This is a genomic window from Niveispirillum sp. FG156, from assembly GCF_057809555.1.
The window spans coordinates 31,444-51,596 of the sequence record NZ_JBMDKE010000049.1 but is presented as its reverse complement, the minus strand read 5'-3'; the positions used below and the strand labels follow the sequence as shown (position 1 = coordinate 51,596).

Below are 20,153 nucleotides of genomic sequence, written 5' to 3'. Positions count from 1 at the left end.
CAAGCCGTTGGGTATCCCCTTGCGATTCAACCTAAATTCATCCCGCTCTAGCGCGCCTTTTTTGTAACCGGAATCGCATTTCCCCCGTCATCCCCGCGAAAGCGGGGACCCAGCGTGAGGCGCGGTCAGCGCCGATATAGTCATGTCGCAGCTAATCGCTGCTCTCGCTGGGTCCCCGCTTTCGCGGGGATGACGATAGGGGGTGCTTACAGTCAATGTATAACCGCTCTAGCGTAAGCATAATCCACGGAACGACGCGACCGGGTACCCGCGGATTACGGCTGACGCCTAATCCGCGCTACGAACCGTCCCATCCCCCCAGCGGGTATTCCTGCAGGATGTGATAGGTCGCACCCGACTTGCCCAGGACGCTTTCATAAAGGCAGTAACGGTCCACCGTGAACGGCCCCGCCTGGAACAAGCCGTTGGCCCCCATATAGTTTGCCAACTTGGCCGGCGGCGTGTCCTTCAGATAGGCCAGGGTCACATGCGGGCTGTATTTGCGCTGTTCCGGGGGCTGACCTGACCGGACCAGGGCGGATTCAACCTTGGCCTGAAGGTGCAGAAGCGGGTCGCTGTCCGCCAACCCGGCCCACAGCGCATGCTGCTTGTGCCCGCTGCCGAAACTGCCCAGGCCGGACAGGGTCAGCGGGAAGGAAGGGCCGGTGACAAGGTCCAACGCCTCATCCACATCATGGGCCGTGCCCTCGTCAATCTCCCCCAGGAAACGCAGGGTCAGGTGATAATTCTCCGGCGGCACCCAGCGGGCACCGGGCAGGCCGTGGGCCAGGCTGGACAGCCGTTCCACCACCGCCTCCGGCATCGGTATCCCGACGAACAGACGCAGCATGGCCTTCACTTCAAGGGCAGGGGTTGGGATTGGCGGCATGGACGGCATCCAGGGCGGCCAGCACCTCCGCCGACAGGGTCAGCGAGCCGGCATCAATGGCGACCTTAAGATGGTCCATGCTGGTGGCCCCGATGATCGTGCTGGTCACGAAGGAGCGGGAGACGACAAAGGCGATGGCCATGGCGGCGGGGTCCAGCCCATGGTCGCGGGCAATGGTCAGATAGTCGCGCGTCGCCACATCACCACGCGGCAGGTCATAGCGCGACTTGCGATGATCGACGGTACGGCGTGATCCCGCCGGCAAGGCGCCATCCAGATACTTGCCCGTCAGGGTCCCGGCGGCCAGCGGCGAATAGGCCAGCATCGACACATCCTCGCGCAGCGCCACCTCCGACAGCCCCATCTCGAACGTGCGGTTCAGCAGGGAATAGGGGTTCTGGATGCTGGCGATACGTGGCAGGCCCAGATGGTCGGCAGCGGCGACATAGCGCATGGTGCCCCAGGGCGTTTCGTTCGACACGCCAACATGCCGGATTTTGCCGGCCTTGATCAGGTCGGCAAAGACCGCCAGCGTCTCCTCAATCGGCACCTCACCCGGCTGGGCTGCCGGATGGGCCACGGTGCGGCCAAAGCGGTCGGCCTGCCGGTCGGGCCAGTGCAACTGATACAGGTCGATATGGTCGGTGCGCAGGCGCTTCAGACTGGCCTCCACCGCCTCCGTGATGTTTTTCCGGTCGGCGCGCGCCTTGCCACCGCGCAGGTAATCCATGCCCGACCCGTCACCCACCACCTTGCTGGCCAGCAGCACCTCATTGCGGCGGCCCGTCCGCGCGAACCACTCGCCAATAATCTCTTCCGTGCGGCCACAGGTGGCGGCGATGGGCGGCGCGGAATACATCTCCGCCGTGTCCCAGAAGAACAGGCCGCGATCCAGCGCCATATCCATCTGGGCGAAACCCTCTTCCGGGCTGTTCTGCCGGCCCCAGGTCATGGTGCCCAGGCAGAGGGCGGGAACCATCAGGTCGGTGCGGCCAAGGCGGCGAAGGGTCATCAGTTTATCCTCAATCCCAAAACGTAGCGCGGATTAGCGTGAGCGTAATCCGCGAAAACCCGGCGCCGTTGCACCGCGGATTACGCTTCGCTAATCCGCGCTACGAACGACGGCCCAAACCTCAATGCGCCTCGGCCCAGGACAGGCCGACGCCGGCTTCCGCCACCAGCGGGATGCCGATATCGGCGGCCCCTTCCATCACCCGGCGGACCAGGGCGGATGTGGCCTCCACCTCCGCGTCGGGCACCTCGAACAGCAGTTCGTCATGCACCTGCAACAGCATCCGTGCCTTCAACCCTGCCTCGGCCAGCGCGCCCGGCAGCTTGATCATGGCCAGCTTGATGATGTCGGCGGCGGTCCCTTGGATGGGGGCGTTGATGGCCTGACGCTCCGCATAGGCCTTGCGCGCGCCCTTTTCCTGGATGCCCTGTATCCAGCATTTGCGGCCCAGCAGGGTGCGGACATAGCCGTCGCGCGCCGCCTCGGCCTTGGTCTTTTCCATATAGGCCTGAAGCTCGGGGAACCGTTCAAAATAGGCCTTGATGAAGGCCCCGGCCTCGCCAGCAGCAATACCCAGCTGGCGCGACAGGCCGAAGCTGGAAATGCCATAGATGATGCCGAAATTGATGGCCTTGGCCCGGCGGCGAATCTCCGACGTCATCTGGTCCAGCGGCACGTTGAACACCTGGCTCGCCGTCATGGCATGGATGTCGATGCCATCGCGGAAGGCCTGGCGCAGGGCCGGGATGCCCGCCATTTCCGCGACGATACGCAGTTCGATCTGGCTGTAATCCACCGACATGATGCGGTTGCCGGGGGCCGCCACGAAGGCGCGGCGGATCTTCCGCCCTTCTTCCGTGCGGATGGGGATGTTCTGCAGGTTGGGGTCGGTCGAGGACAGGCGGCCCGTGGAGGTGGCGGCCAGCGCGAAGCTGGTATGGACGCGGCCCGTGCCGGGATTGATCTGTTCGCCCAGCGTGTCCGTGTAGGTCGATTTCAGCTTGGCGAATTGCCGCCAGTCCATGACCTTCTGGCAGATGGGAATGCCCAGATCGGCCAGTTCCTCCAGCACCGAACTGTCGGTGGACCAGGCGCCGGTCTTGGATGATTTCTTGCCGCCCGACAGCTTCATCTCATCAAACAGAATCTCGCCCAGCTGCTTGGGGCTGCCGACATTGAAGGTGCGGCCAGCCAGGACATGGATTTCAGCTTCCAGTTCCACCAGCCGCTTGGCGAAATCGTTGGACAGCTCTTTCAGGACCTGCCGGTCAACCAGCACGCCCTCCATCTCCATCTTCGCGACCACCGGCACCAGGGGACGCTCAATCGTCTCGTAAACCGTCACCATCCGGTCGGCCAGCACATCATGGCGCAGCACATGCCAGAGACGCAGGGTGATGTCCGCATCCTCTGCGGCATAGGACGTGGCCTTGTCCAGTGGCACGCGGTCAAAGGTGATACGGTTCTTGCCGGTGCCCGTCACCTCATCAAAGGAGATGGTGGTGACGCCCAGATGGCGCTGCGCCAGCTCATCCATGCCATGGCCATGCCGCCCGCCGCCAATGACGTAGGAGCGCAACATCGTGTCGTCGATGGGTGCGACCGTGACGCCATGCTTGGCGAACATCTGCCAATCGAACTTGATATTGTGCCCGACCTTCAGCACGCCCGGATGTTCCAGGAGCGGCTTCAGGATCGCCAGCGCGCGGGCCAGCGGCACCTGTTTGGGCGGCGGCGCGCCATCGCCGAAATCCAGGCCGCCCGCCCCTTCCTTGGGCGTGGACGGATCGATATGGGCAAGGGGGATGTAACAGGCACGGCCCGGTCGGGTGGACAGCGAGATACCTACCAGATTGGCGCGCATGGGCGTCAGGCCATCGGTTTCGGTGTCGACGGCAACGACCCCGGCCTCCATGCCTTCGGCCACCCAGGCGGCCAGCGCCTCCTCCGTGTCGACCAGCAGATGCTCAACCTTGTCCGGCCGGGGGATATGGGCATCGGCCCGTGCCTCCACCGGGGTCGTAGCCGGGGCAAAGGAACGGCCATCCAGGGCGGCGCGCAGGTCGCGGCGCTGCTGTTCCCCGCCACCGCCGGCGGCGGCCTGGATGGCGGCCCCATCGGCCAGGGTCCCGTCGGCGGCGATTTCCGCCTTCACCTTGGCAATGATCGACCGGAAGCCCTGCACACCCAGCCAGGACAGCAGCCGGTTCACATCCGGCTCCCGCACCTTCAGCTCTTCCACCGGCACCGGTACAGGGGCGTTTTCTTCCAGCTTGACCAGCCGCTTGGAAATGCGGGCCAGATCGGCATTCTCGATCAGTTTCTGCCGGCGCCCGGCCTGCTTGATCTCCCCCGCCCGCTCCAGTAGCGCTTCCAGCGAGCCATATTCGGTGATCAACTGCGCCGCCGTCTTGATGCCGATGCCGGGCACGCCAGGGACATTATCGACGCTGTCGCCGGCCAGGGCCTGCACATCCACCACCTTGTCGGGCGCCACGCCAAACTTCTCAAACACCTCGTCCGGCCCGATCATCTTGTTCTTCATCGGGTCCAGCATGCGGATGCCGTCATCCACAAGCTGCATCAGGTCCTTGTCCGACGACACGATGGTGACGGGCCGACCCAGGGCGCGGGCCTGCCGGGCATATGTCGCGATCAGATCGTCGGCCTCAAACCCTTCCAGCTCGATACAGGGCAGGTTGAAGGCCTCCACCGCCTCGCGGATGATCGCGAACTGGGGGCGCAGATCCTCCGGCGGGTCGGGGCGGTGGGCCTTGTAGTCGGGGTAGAAATCATTGCGGAAATTCAGGCGCTTGCTGTCAAAGATGATGGCCACCGCATCGGCCTTCAGCTCTGCCAGCAGCCGCATCAGCATATTGGTGAAGCCCATGACGGCATTCACCGGCGTCCCGTCGGGCCGGTTCAGCGGCGGCAGCGCGTGATAGGCCCGAAAGATGAAGCCCGACCCATCCACCAGATAAAGCGGCGTGCCGTCGGCCGGCGGAAGGGCGGTGCTGGGGGCGCTATCGGTCGGCATGGGGCGGCCTGTCGTTCCGGCTGTGTTCTAGGGGACGGAACATGGCGCAACGGGGCCGGGATGTCGAGACTGTAGAAACCTGCCGTCGCTCCGCGGATTACGCTTCGCTAATCCGCGCTACCAAAGGGGCGGCGCAATGGCGTAGCGCGGATTAGGCATCAGCCGTAATCCGCGGAAACCCCGCCGTCGTTCAATAACGTTTGAACCGGTCCAGCAGACGGTCGATGTAATCCCGCTCCGCCTTGGGCCGGTTCTGTTCCCCGGCGCGGCGGCGCAGTTCCTCCAGGATCTGGCGGGCGCGCTGCATGTCGGCCTCGGCGGGGATTTTCACCTCTTCCCCGTCCAGGGTGCCGGAACCGGGCAGCGGGCGGCCCAGCGGGTCGCGGCCCTGCTGCCGGCCCGTGCGGTTGCGCTGGCCGCCGGCCTGTCCGGGGCTGGCCTTCGCCATCTGTTCCTGCATGGATTTCAGCGTCTGCTGCAGCTGTTCCAGCGCCTCCCCCTGTGAGGCCACGGCCTGATCCGGGGCACCGCTGCGCAGGGCGTCGGTGGCCTCCTTCATGGCGCGTTCGGCCCGACCCAGGGGACGGGGGATTTCGCCCCCCATCTCACCCAGCCGGCGCATGATGTCGCCCAACTCACCGCGCAACTCTTCTTGCTTACCCGCCATGGCGCCGGCATGGGCATCCGCCTTGCCCTGCTGCGCGCCCTGGTCACCGGGGCGGCGGCTCTGGCGGTTGGGCATGGAAAGGCCCGGCATCTGGTTCGGGGGCAACTCCCCGGCCCCATCAAACTGTTCCTGCTGACGGGTGAAGGTGTCATCCATCAATTGCTGCTGCTGCTTCTGAACTTCCCGCAGCTTCTGGTTCAGTTCGGCCAGCGCCTTGCCCTGCTGGTTCGCCTCCGCATCCTGCTGCGGTGGCGGCTGCCCGTTCTGAAGATTTTCCATCATCTGCTGGAGCTGCGACAGCATCTCCCGCGCCGCCTCATGATTGCCGGATGCGGCCAGATCGCGCATCTGGCGTACCATGTCCTCCACCTCGTCCCGGCTCATGGATTGGGCATTGGGGTCGGGTTCGCCCTGGTTCTGCGGCTGATTCTGGGCCTGCGGGTTCTTGGCTTCCTGCTGTTCCAGCGCATCCATGAAATCGCGCATGGCCTGCTCCAGGCGCTGCATGGCCTGATCAATCTCTTCCGCCGGGGCGTTGCGGTCCAGCGCCTCCATCAGCGCCTTCTGCGCATCGCGCAACTCACGTTCGGCCAGTGACAGGTTCCCATCCTCGATACGCAGGGCCACATCCCACAGCATGGCGATGGAACTGGGCACCGTGTCCGGCCCGGCATTGCGCATCAGGCGGCCCACCGCGCTGCGCAGCGCCAGGAAGGCCAGCGGATCGCCATTGTAACCGTCCAGGTTCACCGACAGGTCATGCAGGGCACGGCCCACCAGCGGACGCACCGTGTCCCCCATCAGGATCAGGGTCTTGCGCTGTTCGATGATGGCGCGGGCCACGGGGTGCTTGAAATGCCGCTCCGGCAGGGTGATGGCCTGTTCGGCACTCTGCGACACCTGCCCGGCGCCATCGGTGGCGCGCAGGCGGACCGTCACCGGCATGCCGGCCCAGGGATGGCCCGACAGATCGTGATAGCCAGTGCCCGCAATCTCCCGCTTGTTCTTGGCCGGGACAGGCAAAGGCAGATCGAAGGGCGTCTTGTCGATGCCCATGGGCAGGTCGGTGGCCAGCGTTACCGTCGCCGTGACGGCATGGATGCCGTAATCATCGGCCCCGGTATAATCGATGCGCAGCGCATTGCGTTCGGTGGCCGCCGGGGGGGTGCGAAACGCGATTCCCGGCGGTTGGTCGGGGATCAGACGGATGGGCCAGGACGCCACCTCCCGCCCGAACTGCCGCACAGAGACCCCTTCCCCCTCGGTCAGGGCCAGTTCCACCTGATGGCCGCCACCAGCCACAGGCTGGAAATCCACATCCTGGTTGTTGGCGCGCAAGGTCGGCGTGCCCAGCCCGCCATCAAGCCGCACCACCAGCTTGGTTCCCGCCGGCAGGAACAGGGGTTTTTTCTCCCCCTCTTCCGTCCCGTCATCCGCCGCATTTGCGGGTTTCAGGCCCGTCAGGAACACGGGCGGCTGCCCGGTATAATCCGGCGGCGTGGCCCAGGCATCCAGGCGGGTGGGCGTGAACACACCCCCCAGTCCGATGGAAGGCACAAAGGCACTCAAAGTACGCCCGCCCAGATCGCCCCAGCCGACCGTCGCCCCCACCACCATCAGAAGCGCGACGGCGACGCGCAGGGCCCAGGGGTCCCGCTTGACCAGATCGCTGTCGGGCAGGTCGACGCGCAAATCCCGCGACTGCCCCTTCGCCCGTTCCTGCGCCAGCCGCCACAGCGCATGGGCCAGCGGATCACCGGCCCCGCCAGCGATGCCATCCTGCAATTGTGACAGGGGACGGTGTACCAGCCCGCTGTCGCGTTCCAGGCGGCGGCGGGCATCCGCCTCCGTCGGCAGGTACAGCGATCGCAGCCCTTGCCGCACCAGATAACCGACCCCACCCAGCATGAGCAGCAGCAGCGGCACATGCAGCCAGGGTGACAGATGCACGAACAGGCCCATCCAGGCCACGGCCAGGAACAGGCCCAGCAGCGACAAGGGTCGCCAGAACGGGGGCCACAGCGCCTCCCACCACAGGATGGCGCGGGCCAGTTTCAGGGGCCGGCTGCCGGCATCGCCCGGCAGGGGTGCCTTGGCCGGCACCTGCACCGATCCCACCCGATAGCGGCCCAGCAGCGACCGCAGCCGCGCGGCCAGCGTCCGGGCGGGACTCTGGCCGGCGGGACGCGGGCCGGGATCACGGGGCGGGGCGGGGCGGGGCGGCATCTGTCGTTCACACCTTACAAGTCTGACCGACAGCCTACCCCGCTTTCACCGCTTAAGGGGAGAGCCAATCGGGCATCTGCTCCAGCGTCAGGCTGTCCTCGAAGCTGGGGCGGCGGCGCACCACCTCGAACTTCGCGCCCGACACCAGAACCTCGGCCACCAATGGACGGGAATTATATGTCGAAGACATGGCAGCGCCATAGGCACCCGCCGTCAAAAAGGCCAGCAGGTCGCCCGGCGCCACGGGCGGCATGGGGCGCAGGCGGGCGAACGTGTCTCCCGTCTCGCATACCGGGCCGACAATGTCGGCATCGGCCAGCACCGCGCCACGGGCGGGTTCCGCCACGGGGATCACCGTGTGCCAGGCCTCATACATGGCCGGACGCACCAGATCATTCATGGCGGCATCGACGATCAGGAAGCGGCGGTGCAGCCCTTCCTTCACGAAGATGGTGCGGGTCAGCAGCAGGCCGGCAGCGGCCACCAGCGACCGGCCCGGTTCCAGCGTGACATGACAGCCCAGGCCGCCCACCGTTTCGGCAATGGCCTTGGCATAGGCGGGATAATCGGGGGCCTGATCCTCCGGCTTGTACGGCACGCCCAGACCGCCGCCCAGGTCGATACGGCTCAGCGGCACACCCTGGGCCTTCAGATCACGCACCAGCTCGGCCAGCTTGCCGAATGCCTTGCGGAACGGCGTGGTCTTCAACAGCTGGGAACCGATATGGACGGCGATGCCGACCGGATTGATACCGGGCAGCGCCATGGCGCGGGCATAGGCTTCACCCGCATGGGCGAAATCGATGCCGAACTTGTCTTCCTTGCGGCCCGTGGCGATCTTGCCATGGGTTTCGGCATCGACGTCGGGATTGATACGGATGGCGATGGGCGCTTGGACGCCCAGTTCCACCGCGACTTCCGACAGAACCTCCAGTTCGGGCAGGCTCTCGACATTGATCTGGTGGATGCCGGCCTTCAGCGCCGCGACCAGTTCATCGCGCGTCTTGCCCACGCCGGAAAACACGATCTTATCGGCAGGAATACCGGCGGCCAGCGCACGCCGCATCTCCCCCACCGACACAACGTCACCGCCGGCGCCCAGCTGTGCCAGGGAGCGGATGACGGCCAGATTGGAATTGGCCTTCAGCGCGTAGCAGATGGTGACATCCTGGCCGGCAAAGGCATCGGCATAGGCGCGCCATGCCGCCTTCAGCCCCTCTGTCGTATAGACATAGGTGGGCGTGCCGACCGAGGCGGCGATGGCGGGCAGGGCCACACCCTCGGCATGAAGCTGACCATCGGTGTAACGGAAACCGGGAACGGGGAAGCAGGTCATTGTTGCGGCTTCTCAGGCGAAGGGTTGGCCGGCTTCGGATCGCTGGCCGGATCGGGATAGGTCTTGGGCGGCGGACTGCCCGGCGGGGCCTTGGGGAAATGCGGTTTCATCCCACACCCGGCCAGCGCCAGAAGGGCAACGAAAAGGATGGCTTTGCGCATGGGCGGTCGTCCTTCTGGGGCCTTCCTTCCCGGTTTCCTCTCCCCCGTCATCCCGGCGGAAGCCGGGACCCAGGGGCGGGAAGGAAGCACGGAAGGGTTTTCATCAAACAAAAGGGGCGGACAAGGTCTGGCTTGTGGCCCCTGGGTCCCGGCTTTCGCCGGGATGACGGAGGGGTGGTGCCATCAGCATCCTACAGAAACCGCGCCTTCGCGGCTTCCACGGCGGCGCGGACGCGCGACGGGGCGGTGCCGCCAAAGCTGGTGCGGCTGTTGACCGACGCTTCCAAGGTCAGCACGCCATAGACGGCGTCGGTGATGCCGGCATGCACCGCCTGCATCTTTTCCAGCGGCACCTCGGCCAGACCGGTGCCCGCCTCTTCGGCCAGCTTCACGATGCGGCCCGTGATGTGGTGGGCATCGCGGAACGGCACGCCCAAGGACCGGACCAGCCAGTCGGCAAGGTCGGTGGCCGTGGGGAAGCCCGCCTCCACCGCGCGGCGCATGGAGGCGGGATCGGGCGTCATGTCGCGGATCATGCCGGTGGTGGCCGCCAGACACAAAGCCAACGTCTCATCCGCCATGAAGACTGGCTCCTTGTCTTCCTGCATGTCCTTGGAATAGGCGAGCGGCAGACCCTTCATGACGATCAGCAGACCGTTGAGCGCGCCGATGACGCGGCCCACCTTGGCACGCACCAGCTCGGCAGCGTCCGGGTTGCGCTTCTGCGGCATGATGGAGCTGCCGGTGGTAAACGCATCGGTCAGGCGGATGAAGCGGAACTGGCTGGTGCACCAGATCACGATCTCTTCGGCCAGACGCGACAGGTGGGTGCCGCAGATGCTGGCGGCGGCCAGATAATCCAGCGCGAAATCACGGTCGGACACAGCGTCCAGCGAATTGGCCGTGGGCCGGTCGAAGCCCAGTGCCGCCGCCGTCGCCTCACGGTCGATGGGATAGGGCGTGCCGGCCAGGGCGGCAGAGCCTAGCGGGCATTCATTCAGGCGGGCGCGGGCATCGCGCATGCGCGCCCGGTCACGGCCCAGCATTTCCACATAGGCCAGCAGATGATGGCCGAAGGTCACGGGCTGTGCCGTCTGTAGATGTGTGAAGCCCGGCATGATCAGGTCCGGGAACTGCTCTGCCCGGTCGATCAGGGCTGCCTGCAGCGCCTGCAGATCCTTGTCCAGCCGGTCGAACGCGTCACGCACCCACAGCTTGAAATCGGTCGCCACCTGATCATTGCGCGACCGCGCGGTGTGCAGCCGGCCTGCGGGTTCCCCGACAATCTCCTTCAGGCGGGATTCCACATTCATGTGGATATCCTCATTCTCCACCGTGAAGGTGAAGCGGCCCCCGGCAATTTCCGCCGCGACCTGATCCAGGCCGGACAGGATGGCATCGCGGTCGGCAACAGAGATGATGCCCTGGGCCGCCAGCATGGCGGCATGCGCCTTCGATCCCGCGATATCCTGCGCCCACAGCTTCTGGTCAAAGCCGATGGAGGCGTTGATCTGCTGCATGATGGCGGCGGGACCAGAGCCAAATCGCCCGCCCCACAGCGCGTTGGCGTCGGTTCCGGCGGCGGCGGTTTGGGTGGTTTTCTCGGTCATCATCATTCTGCGTCGGTTTGCGGGGTTGACGGCGGGGCCGTCGGGCACGAACTCTGTCACACAAAGTTCGATAGAGGGCAGAATGGCGATTTTCCGACGCATCGCAACAATCGTGGCCGTGGGTACAGCAATTCTCGTAACGGGGGGCTGCGGCGAGAAGAAGGAAAGTTCCGCGACCGCCCCCCCGGCGACGGCACCCGCAACCACCCCCGAAGCCCCGTCGGCACCCGTCGCCATGCCGGTTTTCCAGGGCGAGGCACGCCCCTTCGTGGCCAGCCCGGACCGCCCGCCTTTGCCCGCGATGACCATCAGCGACAAGGATGGCAACCCGGTCGACATGGCGTCGTTCAAGGGCAAGGCGCTGCTGATCAATCTTTGGGCCACCTGGTGTGCGCCCTGTATCCGCGAAATGCCGGCCCTTGACCGGTTGCAGGCGGAAATGGGTGGCGACAAGTTCCAGGTCATCACCATCTCCGTCGACCGCGGCGGCCTGAACGAGGTCGGGCCGTTCTTCGAGAAGGCGGGGATCAAGTCCCTGCCCGTCTATCTGGATCAGAAGATGACCAGCATGAAGGCCTTCCCCCTGAAAGAAGGCCTGCCCCTGTCGATCCTGGTCGATGCAGAGGGGCGCGAGGTCGGCCGTCTGGCCGGTGCCGCCCATTGGGACGGGGCAGAGGCCAAGGCCCTGATCGGCTGGGTTACACGCTGATCAGCGAAAAAATGCGCCGGGAGTGAAAATACCGCTTGCCCACCCCCGGCCCTTTCGCATAGAAAGCGCGCCTCGCACGGCTCTAGTCCCCATCGTCTAGAGGCCTAGGACACCGCCCTCTCACGGCGGTAACAGGGGTTCGAATCCCCTTGGGGACGCCAGCGCACTAATTCGACGCCAAATCAAGGCCGTAGCATCGGGCTAACCACAAGCCAGCATGCAGTTTGTATCATGAAAGTGTATCACCCTGAAGCTTTGAGTTGGCCTCAAGCGGTAGATAGGTGCTTGCCCTAAGTGAGCAAGCGCGCCTTCTGTCTGTTGAATTCGTCATCGGTGATAATCCCCAAGCCCCTTAGCTCCACTAGCTTTTTAATTTCTTCAGCCACCCCCAAAACTGGGCCGGGGTTATCGGAGTGCTGAATGCCGTCAGATTTGTCAGCTTGATGGATGGCATATTTGAACCTTGCCACCCATTCGTTTGCTTTGTTCCGAAACAGCATATGGCTTCCACTGCCCGCCTCGACTTCAGAGCGCAGGAAATTTATAGTAACAAACGGGCATTGTGGATGATTTATAGTTAAATGGACGTCAATCCTAGAAACTATCCCCTCATGAGTTGCTCCGTGCATCAATGCACCAACGATTGCACCGGCACCCCCAAACATGAGCCCACCTAAGGCTGCTTTTCCGGCTTGTCCAATCCTATTCTCTTTTGAAATTGTCCTTCCATTTTCTGATAACTGGACCTCTAGAATGTCTGATACATTGGCCACAAAACGAAATCTCTGGCCATTATAGTGTGACGATATAATAAAGCATGATAGATTTTTATTGGCAGAGACAGCGCTATTGCCGTCAAGCCCAACATAGAAATATTCAGCGATGTACTCACCTTGCGATCCAACTATTCTCTTTAGATCATCTTTTGACATTGATTCTAATGCGCCAAATATAAGGCACATAATTACAAAAACTATGAATATGAAAATAGCCCAATCTGGAATTTCCATTTTTTACACCCCTGTAAAGCGCTTCATAAAGAGAAATTACACAATATTAGAATTCCTAAGATAGTCGCATTGCAATCCTCCTAACTTGCATCGAACTCCACAACCCACCCTCTCTTGCCAGAAAACCACGTTGGTTTAGCAAGCCAGCAATGCTAGCAAAGCTTTCCCCAGCGTTTCTAAGCTCTATCACTACAGAGCCGACCTTTTCAGCGTAAATTGCCGCATGCAAAGCATTCTTGTTTGCACCACGACGTTGAGCCTCCACCAAATTTGTCCGGTTGCCCAGCGCCACCCCACGAGCTTTTGCAGCGGCCAGGGCTGCCTTTGTGCGAACGCTGATCTGATCCCGCTCATGCTCCGCGAAGGCGGCCAGCATATGCACCATGAGCTTGTTGGCATGGGGATTATCCGCCGCAACAAAATCAACCCCGCTCTCCATCAAGCGCGATAGGAAAGCTACAGAACGGGACAGGCGGTCCAGTTTGGCGACGATAAGTGTGGCCTTTTGCTTCTTAGCCTCGGCAAGGGCCTTAGCCAGTTCGGGCCTATCCGAGCGCTTCCCTGATTCCGTTTCGACGTATTCGGCAACGAGCGTAAGTTCACCCCCCTTAAGATGGCGAGCAACGGCTTCCCGCTGCGCTTCCAAACCCAGACCGCTTTCACGCTGGCCTTCTGTGCTGACCCGCAGATAGGAAATGAACTTGCCGTTTGCCATCGCGTCACCCCACCAACTTCATAACATCTCTATACGCTCGTTTAGAGGTGTTATGAAGAGCTATTTGCATGGGCACCACACACCTATGGAATCCCTGCGATTCTCCAATCGCATGGCTCCACATCCTATCCGTATGAAACTTAGTTTAGCCGCTATATGGCTTTAGGATTGCTTTAGGCGGCCTTAGCTTCTGACGGCTCAAAGGCGCAGAACTGCGCATAACGTATAAATTTCAGCGTCAGTTTGAACAACGCACCAACCCCATATTTTCACGAATCGCAGAATGTATTTCCCGGCTATAAACAATATGTTGCCCAGGAATTTTCTGTAGTTTTTTCAGGTTTCTGGAAATGTAACCTGCCCATCCCACAGCGTAATAAATCGGCCCTGACTGAACCTGCGTCCTATGGCGCTGGCCCTCCACTATCTCCCCTCCGGCGTTCCTCGCAGCGTCGCGGACAGCGACCATTTGGTTATCGTTAGCCAAGACTGCCCCATGTGTGTGGAGACGCTCCTTGTCGTCGATATCCAAACAGAAGACCGAGATCAGCGGGCTACCGAGCTTCCGCCTGACGTTTTCATCAAACCGTCGTTTGAACGGGGCAAGCCCTCTCTCCCGTACCTCCTTCTGCACTTCGTCACTGAGATTTACGTTGAGCGTCCTCCCACCCATATCGGCTATGAACTGAACGAACGTGTAAAGCTGTTGCACCCGCCTTTTTGTCGAGTCCTTCAGCGAAGAAGCAGGACTCTTTCCCGCAAATCTTTTCGCCCCCGAAGCTACCAACCCATTGGATTTACTAATATCTTCGTTGTCGTTGATTGCACTGGCAGGAGCGCGCTCTTTGCACTTTCGGCTCGCGAATGAGGATCGTGTCATGGTGCTGATTTTCCTTAAGGGGTGCCATTAGGCACCCCTGTCCAACTGATTGATTATCTTGTCGATATCGGCACCCAGCCCTGGAAACGATAGATCGCTTAAGACGGCGGAAGCTTCGAGGGTCCGTAGGTCAGCTCCTGCTTCACGTTCGTTTAATGCCGAAAATACGCTGATATCAATATCTGGCTCATCGGAATTAATATCAATTTCAACTGACTCTACTGCTTCCGCGAACGCAGACAATAAATCCCGTCCATTGCCCTCAGATTTATTAACGCCCTCTCTTAGCCCCCTGGAATAGGAACTTTCGAGTCCGCTATGCAGTGTGGTATTTACTTTTTCCTCAAGCCTTCGCTGAACATCAGCGGAGTATGACGCTATCCTGGCGTCGATTGCCAGCTCTAGCACACGACACATGCTCCGGTTTTCAAAAGCGGCCATCGCTCTGAGCTTCGCCATAGCCGAATTTCGTACACTCAAACTACGATACAAGTTCATGACTTCTCTCTTTCTGCCCGTAGGCACAATAATAATACCACATGAAATTCGGCACATCTTGCACATTCTCCACCCCTATCCGTAATATTTTGAAATAACCTAGGACTTCGTTATCAAATCACCGACGCCGATAGGGACATATAATCTAACAGATTCGTGAACTCTTTTAGCTTCAGCGACTGATAGAGCCCTTCCATAACCTGAACCGGCAGTCCCATTGTCATGGCCGAACACCTTATTGGATAATTCGTCGCCAATTCCGCTCGCTCTGAGCATCTGACGGAAGTTGTGCCGCAAGCTATGCAGCGTGACTTCGCTATTGGCGATGCCAATCTGATCCAAATACCTGTTACCCCACTTGGACCATGCTTCCCCCGATTTGCCGAACAAAAGAGGTTCGCCTGCACCCTGTCGCTTCTCCGCGTACTCAATGAAGCCAAGCGCTTCCAAGGCAGGTAAGACCGGCACCAAGCGGGCTCCGGCAACCGTCTTCGTCTCAACACCTCGAAGGTCGATACACCAGACGTCTCCCATAAGAATGAGTTTGGACGGCGCATCGGCGAGCTCCCCCGCCCTGGTACCCGTAAGCAGCCCCGCTGCCAGAAAGTAATATTTATCGTCACGATAGATGTTTTCGCCCGGAAGGTGCCGATGCCCTTCGGACTTACATCCCGTGAAAATTGGGCTGGCAGCAAAACGTGCGAGCTGTTCCTCGTTAAGGGCTTGCCGCCGTTCGGCGGCTCGTTCCCCTCGATGCCGTGTCCGGGGTTTTACGGTTTGGGCAGGATTCACCTTCAACAGCCCAAGCTCTACCAGATAGGCGAAATACCCCTTTACATGGGAAAGCTTCTTCACAATCGTCGCATGGGATGGCTTGCTGGCCCCCGCACGATTGATAGGTTTGTCCCGGACAAAGTCCGCATACTGTTTAATGTCAGGCGTAGTTACCTCGTCCAACGCCTTCTGCCCAATGAGCGTTTCAAGCTCATTGAATGCCTGAATATGTGAGGCCCTGGCTGAATCCCCAATGCTCGGTCTGTCCTTGAAGAACTCCGCCTCGTAAGCCCGCCACGACGGCTTTGCCGCGCTGCCAGCAGAATGCGTTGGCGCGTTGGGCATGATGTCGCGTTCAGCCTGTTCATCGGCGACACGGCTTTTAATCTCGCCGCCGTAGCTCGTTCCTAACCGTGGAACCACCTTTTCAAGGCCGGAGAACTCGACAAGCCATTTCCTTTGTATATGCCGCAACAGGCGGTCATAGGACGCACTGCCCCGGCTGAATGACAAACCTTCAGCCTCCAGGAACTCCTCTACGGTCGCCGCTAGGTGGAAGCCATTCCCTTGGGATATGTTCCGGGCCACCATCCGCTTAGACGTATCAACGTACCTAGACGCTGCCTCTCTGGCGTCGTCCAGTTCGGGAACCTCCGCCAGTTCCGTGAACAGGTCGTGATACTCGTCCAACTCCGCTTGAACGAAGCGGCGGCAGATGCTCTCCACCTGTTCCGCATTGATATGTTCGACATCCTTCATCATCGCTACCGCCCGGTTCCAAGCCGCCCATACGGTCGGCAGAATCTGTTTCGCGACGCGGATATCACTCGTCTCTAAGCTCCGAGCAACCTCGCGTCGGGGAGCGTATAGGGACCAGGGTTGAGGAAGTTTTCGCCTAAATCGATAAACGCCACCTCTTTTTTGCAGATGTTGCATTTTTGCCACAAAACTCTCCGTGTACCGGCGTGGTGTACCACTGCTGGCATCTTGGAAAGCCATAGCGACGCACTGCCTTGCATGGCGTCGAATCTAGGCGCGTACCATGTCCCCTCCCCTTGGGGACGCCAAGCGATTATCAAAAAAGCCCCGCTGCTCGCCAGCGGGGCTTTTTTGGTTTTCCCCTCTACGGCAAAGCCACAACCCTCTTCAGTCAGCCCCCACCATCTCGGCGATAAGGCCTGGATTCTTCTGGATAACGCGAAGGTACTGCTGCGCTGCGACCTCTGGTGACCGCGTCCCGCGCTCCCATTTACGGAGTGTATCCAGGGGAATGCCGTAGCGGGTTGAGAACTCTGCCTGGGTAACGCCGACGGACTTGCGCAGCGCCCGCACGTCAATTCGGTCGGGCACGTTTACGGTGGTGACGCGAACATCATTCGGTCGGCCCTCCAGATAGGCCGCCGCATCTTCCAGGCCTTCCAGAATCTCTGCTGCAATATCGCGACCCATGGTCAGTTCTCTATGTTAGCAACGGCAGAATGGACGAGGCTGATCAGCTTACGAATGTCCCGCCTGATCAAACTCCCCCCAACACCCCCGTCCGGTACAGCGTCACAGGCAGCCCGCCATGCGACACGGGCGGCAGGGTGGGCAGGAAGGGCAGTTCCGTGACCTTGGCCAGTGCCGCCTCGTTGGTGATCACGCCGACGCGCCAGCCCTTGAAGCGGTTCAGCATGGTTTTGCCGAAGGCGCCGTAGAGGCCGTAGAGTTGGCGCGTGTCGCCGATGCGGCCGCCATAGGGCGGGTTGACGATGACAAGGCCGGGGGGGCCTTCGGGGGGCTCCAGATCGCTGATGGCATGGGCGCGGAAGGTGGTGATGCCCCCCACGCCGGCGCGTTCGGCATTGGCCGTGCTCATCTTCACGGCCCCGGCGTCGCGGTCGCTGCCATAGAATCGCAGAGGCGTGTCGGCGGTGGTGGCCGTGCCGCGCAGGGTGGCCCAGGCGGCGGGGTCAAAGCTGGCCAATTGCTCAAAGGCGAAGGAGCGGGCGCGACCGGCATGCAGGCCGGCGGCGATCTCCGCCGCCTCGATCACGAAGGTGCCCGATCCGCACATCGGGTCCACCACCGGTTCGGTGCCATTGTACCCGCATTGGCGCAGGAACATGGCGGCCAGATTTTCGCGCATCGGCGCCTTGTTCACCGCCTCCTTATAGCCGCGCTTGTGCAGCGCCTCCCCGGATGTGTCGATGGAGAAGGTGCAGAGATCATCATCGATGCGCGCCTTCACCACCAGTTCGGCATCCTTGGTGATGGGGGCGCCCAGTTCCTCTGCAATGGCCTTGGCAATGCGCTGCGCGGCGGCACCGGCGTGATAGATGCGGGATTTGTTGCAACTGGCCTCTACCCGCACCGGCACATCGGCACGCAGCACCGTAGCCCAGGGAAATTTGCGGGCGCGCTTGTCCAGCTGTGCCAGATGCATGGCGCGGAAGGACCCGATCCGGGCCAGGACGCGGGCACCGCCGCGCAGTTCCAGATTGGCGCGCCAGACCTCGCGCCAGGGGCCATGCGTGGTGACGCCGCCCTTGGCGATGACCGGCTTCGCGAATCCCTTCTCCTGCATCTCCGCGCACAAGGCGGGTTCCAGGCCAGGCGTCGTCACCACGAAAATCTCAAGATCGGCGGTCTGTTCCATGGTGTTCTTCGGGGGCATATTTCCGGCAATCGGAAACATGCCCTAGCCTTTCGTTTTCCTCAATCGCCGGCGCTGCATCCGCAGCTTGGCTTCACGCCGCATGTGCGGCGCGGCGGCAGTCGCCGCCGGAGCAGTGTACGGTAGCCCGTAAACTGCTCTAACCCGGCATCACAAAAGAAGAAAGCCCCGCCATCCGGGGATGGCGGGGCTTTCAGACCTGTAACGGCCCGACCGTTTAGCGGGTCGAGGTGGCCGTCGTCGTCGAGGTCGAGGTGCTGGTGGCGACCGGCGGGCCGCTTTCATCATCACCACCGCCGACGGTGGCGGCGATCACACCGGCAGCCGCGACGGCGGCGACACCGGCCAGCGGAATCAGGTTGCCAGAAGCGAAGAACGAGGCCTTGTTGGCGCCAGCGGCGGCACCGGTGACGCGCGGAGCATCAGCAGCCGGGGCGGCCGGAGTCGACTGGGCCAGGGCCGTTGCCGGCGCGGCGATCAGCGCTGCGGAAAGCAGCAGGCTGGTGGTAAAACGGGTCATGTTCATAAATCCATATGGTCGAAAGGCGCCCCTACGGACGTAAATTAGCGTCCCGCACCCGCGAAGGGAAGGGGAAAGCCCGAGGTAATTCAACGGGTCGGATATGCATGGCCCTAAAGGAACAAAAGTGAAGGCCGGCACTGACGGTGCCGGCCCTGCGCAATTGTTCGTTCGGTGGAGGAGCCGAAGGGGCCGTTTCCGGCTGACCGACAACCGCCCTCCCCTTGGTGATCAGGCCGGAACGGCGGTCAGGCGCGTGCAGATATTGGCCACCAGGATCTGGCGGGCGCGTTCCACAATGTCATCCATGCTGGGCGTGCGAACGAACATCTTCGAGGCGCGCTGACGCAACTCATCGGTGGTGGGCAGGTGCGGCAGCTGGATATTGGCGACCAGCGCCTCCACCCGGACCTTGGCCTGATCACGGGCCTGGCGCATGCGCTCCTCGATCTCGGCCAGGGTGGGTGTATGGGCCAGCGCCTCACGCACCTGCTGGGTCAGCTTTTCCACCTGGAAGCTGGCGGCCAGCTGCGCGGCGGCGGCCTCGATCACCTTGGTGCCCAGACGCTGTTCGTTGCGGACCACCGATGCCGGCGGCTCGTGCACGTCCCAGACCAGACCCACAGCCTGCATGGCCTTGATGATGTAGTAGGAGGTGTCGATCTCCCACCAGCGGAAGCCCTGGCGGGCCGCCGACTGATAGTGATGATGGTTGTTGTGCCAGCCTTCACCCATGGTGGCGATGGCCAACGCCCAGTTGTTGCGGCTGTCATCGCCCGTCAGATAGCGCGGGCGGCCCAGCACATGGGCCAGCGAATTGATGCAGAAGGTGGCGTGGTACAGCGCCACCGTGCTCCACACGAAACCAACGACCAGACCGCCCCAGCCGAACAGCGCCCAGGTGGCAAAACCCAGAACGACCGGTGGCAGATAATAATAACGGTCCAGCCAGACCAGTTCCGGGAACTTGGTCAGATCACCGATGGTCTTGTAATCCGCCCCATTGTGCTTCTCCGTGAAGATCCAGCCCATATGGGAATAGAAAAAGCCCTTGTGGCGGGGCGAATGCACATCATGTTCCGTGTCGGAATATTTGTGGTGATGGCGATGCGTCGCCGCCCACCACAGCGCCCCGCGCTGGGCCGAGCTTTGCGCCAGGAAGGCCAGCAGGAACTGCACCACCCGGCCCGTCTTGTAGGAGCGGTGGGAGAAGTATCGGTGATACCCGCCCGTGATGCCGAACATCCGGGCACCGTACAGGACCAGGGCCAAGACCACATGTTCCCAGGCCACACCGGTCCAGATGGCGCCGAAGCACGCAATATGGACCAAGATAAAGGGGATCATGGTGCTGTACTGGATCTTGTCATCCGCCGTTCCTGCAAGGGTCGTGGCGGGTCGCGCGGCATCGCGTCCGGTATCGGTGGGCACGGTCACTGTCGAAAGACTCCAA

At 62.0% G+C, this 20,153-nt stretch carries 17 protein-coding genes, 1 tRNA gene and 1 pseudogene; 2 read left to right on the top strand and 17 right to left on the bottom strand.

Annotation, left to right across the window (positions count from 1 at the left end; all coding sequences use genetic code 11):
• Positions 1-298: 298 nt before the first annotated feature.
• The 7 genes from thpR to argH form a co-directional block, all read right to left on the bottom strand.
• A complete protein-coding gene (gene thpR, locus ACODSP_RS24650) occupies positions 299-889 on the bottom strand; it encodes an RNA 2',3'-cyclic phosphodiesterase (RefSeq protein ID WP_488968180.1) in 591 nt (196 codons plus the stop codon).
• Complete coding sequence (locus ACODSP_RS24645) at positions 861-1,901, bottom strand: aldo/keto reductase (RefSeq protein ID WP_488968179.1); 1,041 nt, start codon at positions 1,899-1,901, stop codon at positions 861-863. The genes thpR and ACODSP_RS24645 overlap by 29 nt, the downstream gene beginning before the upstream one ends.
• Positions 1,902-2,022: 121 nt before the next feature.
• On the bottom strand, positions 2,023-4,938 hold the full coding sequence (gene polA, locus ACODSP_RS24640; RefSeq protein ID WP_488968178.1) for a DNA polymerase I: 2,916 nt from the start codon (positions 4,936-4,938) through the stop codon (positions 2,023-2,025).
• A 190-nt stretch (positions 4,939-5,128) separates the two neighbouring features.
• Complete coding sequence (locus ACODSP_RS24635; protein ID WP_488968177.1) at positions 5,129-7,831, bottom strand: TIGR02302 family protein; 2,703 nt, start codon at positions 7,829-7,831, stop codon at positions 5,129-5,131.
• A gap of 52 nt (positions 7,832-7,883) precedes the next feature.
• Positions 7,884-9,167, bottom strand: a complete 1,284-nt coding sequence (lysA, locus tag ACODSP_RS24630) for a diaminopimelate decarboxylase (protein ID WP_488968176.1) — start codon at positions 9,165-9,167, stop codon at positions 7,884-7,886.
• A complete protein-coding gene (locus tag ACODSP_RS24625; protein WP_488968175.1) occupies positions 9,164-9,328 on the bottom strand; it encodes a hypothetical protein in 165 nt (54 codons plus the stop codon). Before ACODSP_RS24625 ends, lysA begins: the two co-directional genes overlap by 4 nt.
• 191 nt (positions 9,329-9,519) lie before the next feature.
• Positions 9,520-10,938, bottom strand: coding sequence for an argininosuccinate lyase (gene argH / locus ACODSP_RS24620; protein ID WP_488968181.1), 1,419 nt, complete (start codon positions 10,936-10,938; stop codon positions 9,520-9,522).
• 82 nt (positions 10,939-11,020) lie between these two features.
• Between argH and ACODSP_RS24615 the strand changes: the two genes are divergently transcribed.
• Both ACODSP_RS24615 and ACODSP_RS24610 read left to right on the top strand, forming a co-directional pair.
• The gene (locus ACODSP_RS24615) at positions 11,021-11,647 is read left to right on the top strand and encodes a TlpA family protein disulfide reductase (RefSeq protein WP_488968174.1); all 627 of its coding nucleotides are present in this window, start codon (positions 11,021-11,023) and stop codon (positions 11,645-11,647) included.
• Positions 11,648-11,732: 85 nt separating this feature from the next.
• Positions 11,733-11,808: transfer RNA gene (locus ACODSP_RS24610), tRNA-Glu, on the top strand.
• Between the two features lie 129 nt (positions 11,809-11,937).
• Here the strand turns inward: ACODSP_RS24610 and ACODSP_RS24605 are convergent.
• The 10 genes and pseudogenes from ACODSP_RS24605 to ACODSP_RS24560 all read right to left on the bottom strand — a co-directional run bounded on the left by ACODSP_RS24605 (position 11,938) and on the right by ACODSP_RS24560 (position 20,137).
• Positions 11,938-12,657 (bottom strand): SHOCT domain-containing protein, encoded by a 720-nt coding sequence (locus tag ACODSP_RS24605; RefSeq protein WP_488968173.1) that lies wholly within the window; start codon positions 12,655-12,657, stop codon positions 11,938-11,940.
• A 55-nt stretch (positions 12,658-12,712) separates the two neighbouring features.
• The gene (locus tag ACODSP_RS24600; RefSeq protein ID WP_488968172.1) at positions 12,713-13,372 is read right to left on the bottom strand and encodes a recombinase family protein; all 660 of its coding nucleotides are present in this window, start codon (positions 13,370-13,372) and stop codon (positions 12,713-12,715) included.
• Between the two features lie 238 nt (positions 13,373-13,610).
• Positions 13,611-14,252, bottom strand: coding sequence for a hypothetical protein (locus ACODSP_RS24595; protein WP_488968171.1), 642 nt, complete (start codon positions 14,250-14,252; stop codon positions 13,611-13,613).
• Between the two features lie 27 nt (positions 14,253-14,279).
• Positions 14,280-14,750 (bottom strand): hypothetical protein, encoded by a 471-nt coding sequence (locus tag ACODSP_RS24590; RefSeq protein WP_488968170.1) that lies wholly within the window; start codon positions 14,748-14,750, stop codon positions 14,280-14,282.
• Positions 14,751-14,849: 99 nt separating this feature from the next.
• Positions 14,850-16,286: a site-specific integrase gene (locus tag ACODSP_RS24585; RefSeq protein WP_488968182.1), complete on the bottom strand. Its 1,437-nt coding sequence runs from the start codon at positions 16,284-16,286 to the stop codon at positions 14,850-14,852.
• Between the two features lie 3 nt (positions 16,287-16,289).
• Positions 16,290-16,460: pseudogene (locus ACODSP_RS24580) on the bottom strand (DUF6538 domain-containing protein); the annotation flags it as partial.
• Positions 16,461-16,670: 210 nt separating this feature from the next.
• Positions 16,671-16,973: a helix-turn-helix domain-containing protein gene (locus ACODSP_RS24575; RefSeq protein ID WP_488968169.1), complete on the bottom strand. Its 303-nt coding sequence runs from the start codon at positions 16,971-16,973 to the stop codon at positions 16,671-16,673.
• Between the two features lie 67 nt (positions 16,974-17,040).
• On the bottom strand, positions 17,041-18,162 hold the full coding sequence (locus ACODSP_RS24570; RefSeq protein ID WP_488968168.1) for a THUMP domain-containing class I SAM-dependent RNA methyltransferase: 1,122 nt from the start codon (positions 18,160-18,162) through the stop codon (positions 17,041-17,043).
• A 235-nt stretch (positions 18,163-18,397) separates the two neighbouring features.
• Complete coding sequence (locus tag ACODSP_RS24565) at positions 18,398-18,700, bottom strand: hypothetical protein (RefSeq protein ID WP_488968167.1); 303 nt, start codon at positions 18,698-18,700, stop codon at positions 18,398-18,400.
• A gap of 231 nt (positions 18,701-18,931) precedes the next feature.
• Positions 18,932-20,137: an acyl-CoA desaturase gene (locus ACODSP_RS24560; RefSeq protein ID WP_488968166.1), complete on the bottom strand. Its 1,206-nt coding sequence runs from the start codon at positions 20,135-20,137 to the stop codon at positions 18,932-18,934.
• Positions 20,138-20,153: the final 16 nt, after the last annotated feature.

Coding starts and splice junctions, on each gene's coding strand:
- argH (WP_488968181.1), bottom strand. CDS start 10,938: ATGACCGAGAAAACCACCCAAACCGCCGCCGCCGGAACCGACGCCAAC.
- thpR (WP_488968180.1), bottom strand. CDS start 889: ATGCCGCCAATCCCAACCCCTGCCCTTGAAGTGAAGGCCATGCTGCGT.
- ACODSP_RS24570 (WP_488968168.1), bottom strand. CDS start 18,162: ATGGAACAGACCGCCGATCTTGAGATTTTCGTGGTGACGACGCCTGGC.
- lysA (WP_488968176.1), bottom strand. CDS start 9,167: ATGACCTGCTTCCCCGTTCCCGGTTTCCGTTACACCGATGGTCAGCTT.
- ACODSP_RS24585 (WP_488968182.1), bottom strand. CDS start 16,286: ATGATGAAGGATGTCGAACATATCAATGCGGAACAGGTGGAGAGCATC.
- ACODSP_RS24605 (WP_488968173.1), bottom strand. CDS start 12,657: ATGGAAATTCCAGATTGGGCTATTTTCATATTCATAGTTTTTGTAATT.
- ACODSP_RS24565 (WP_488968167.1), bottom strand. CDS start 18,700: ATGACCCGTTTTACCACCAGCCTGCTGCTTTCCGCAGCGCTGATCGCC.
- ACODSP_RS24590 (WP_488968170.1), bottom strand. CDS start 14,750: ATGAACTTGTATCGTAGTTTGAGTGTACGAAATTCGGCTATGGCGAAG.
- ACODSP_RS24595 (WP_488968171.1), bottom strand. CDS start 14,252: ATGACACGATCCTCATTCGCGAGCCGAAAGTGCAAAGAGCGCGCTCCT.
- ACODSP_RS24625 (WP_488968175.1), bottom strand. CDS start 9,328: ATGCGCAAAGCCATCCTTTTCGTTGCCCTTCTGGCGCTGGCCGGGTGT.
- ACODSP_RS24635 (WP_488968177.1), bottom strand. CDS start 7,831: ATGCCGCCCCGCCCCGCCCCGCCCCGTGATCCCGGCCCGCGTCCCGCC.
- ACODSP_RS24575 (WP_488968169.1), bottom strand. CDS start 16,973: ATGGGTCGCGATATTGCAGCAGAGATTCTGGAAGGCCTGGAAGATGCG.
- ACODSP_RS24600 (WP_488968172.1), bottom strand. CDS start 13,372: ATGGCAAACGGCAAGTTCATTTCCTATCTGCGGGTCAGCACAGAAGGC.
- ACODSP_RS24615 (WP_488968174.1), top strand. CDS start 11,021: ATGGCGATTTTCCGACGCATCGCAACAATCGTGGCCGTGGGTACAGCA.
- ACODSP_RS24645 (WP_488968179.1), bottom strand. CDS start 1,901: ATGACCCTTCGCCGCCTTGGCCGCACCGACCTGATGGTTCCCGCCCTC.
- polA (WP_488968178.1), bottom strand. CDS start 4,938: ATGCCGACCGATAGCGCCCCCAGCACCGCCCTTCCGCCGGCCGACGGC.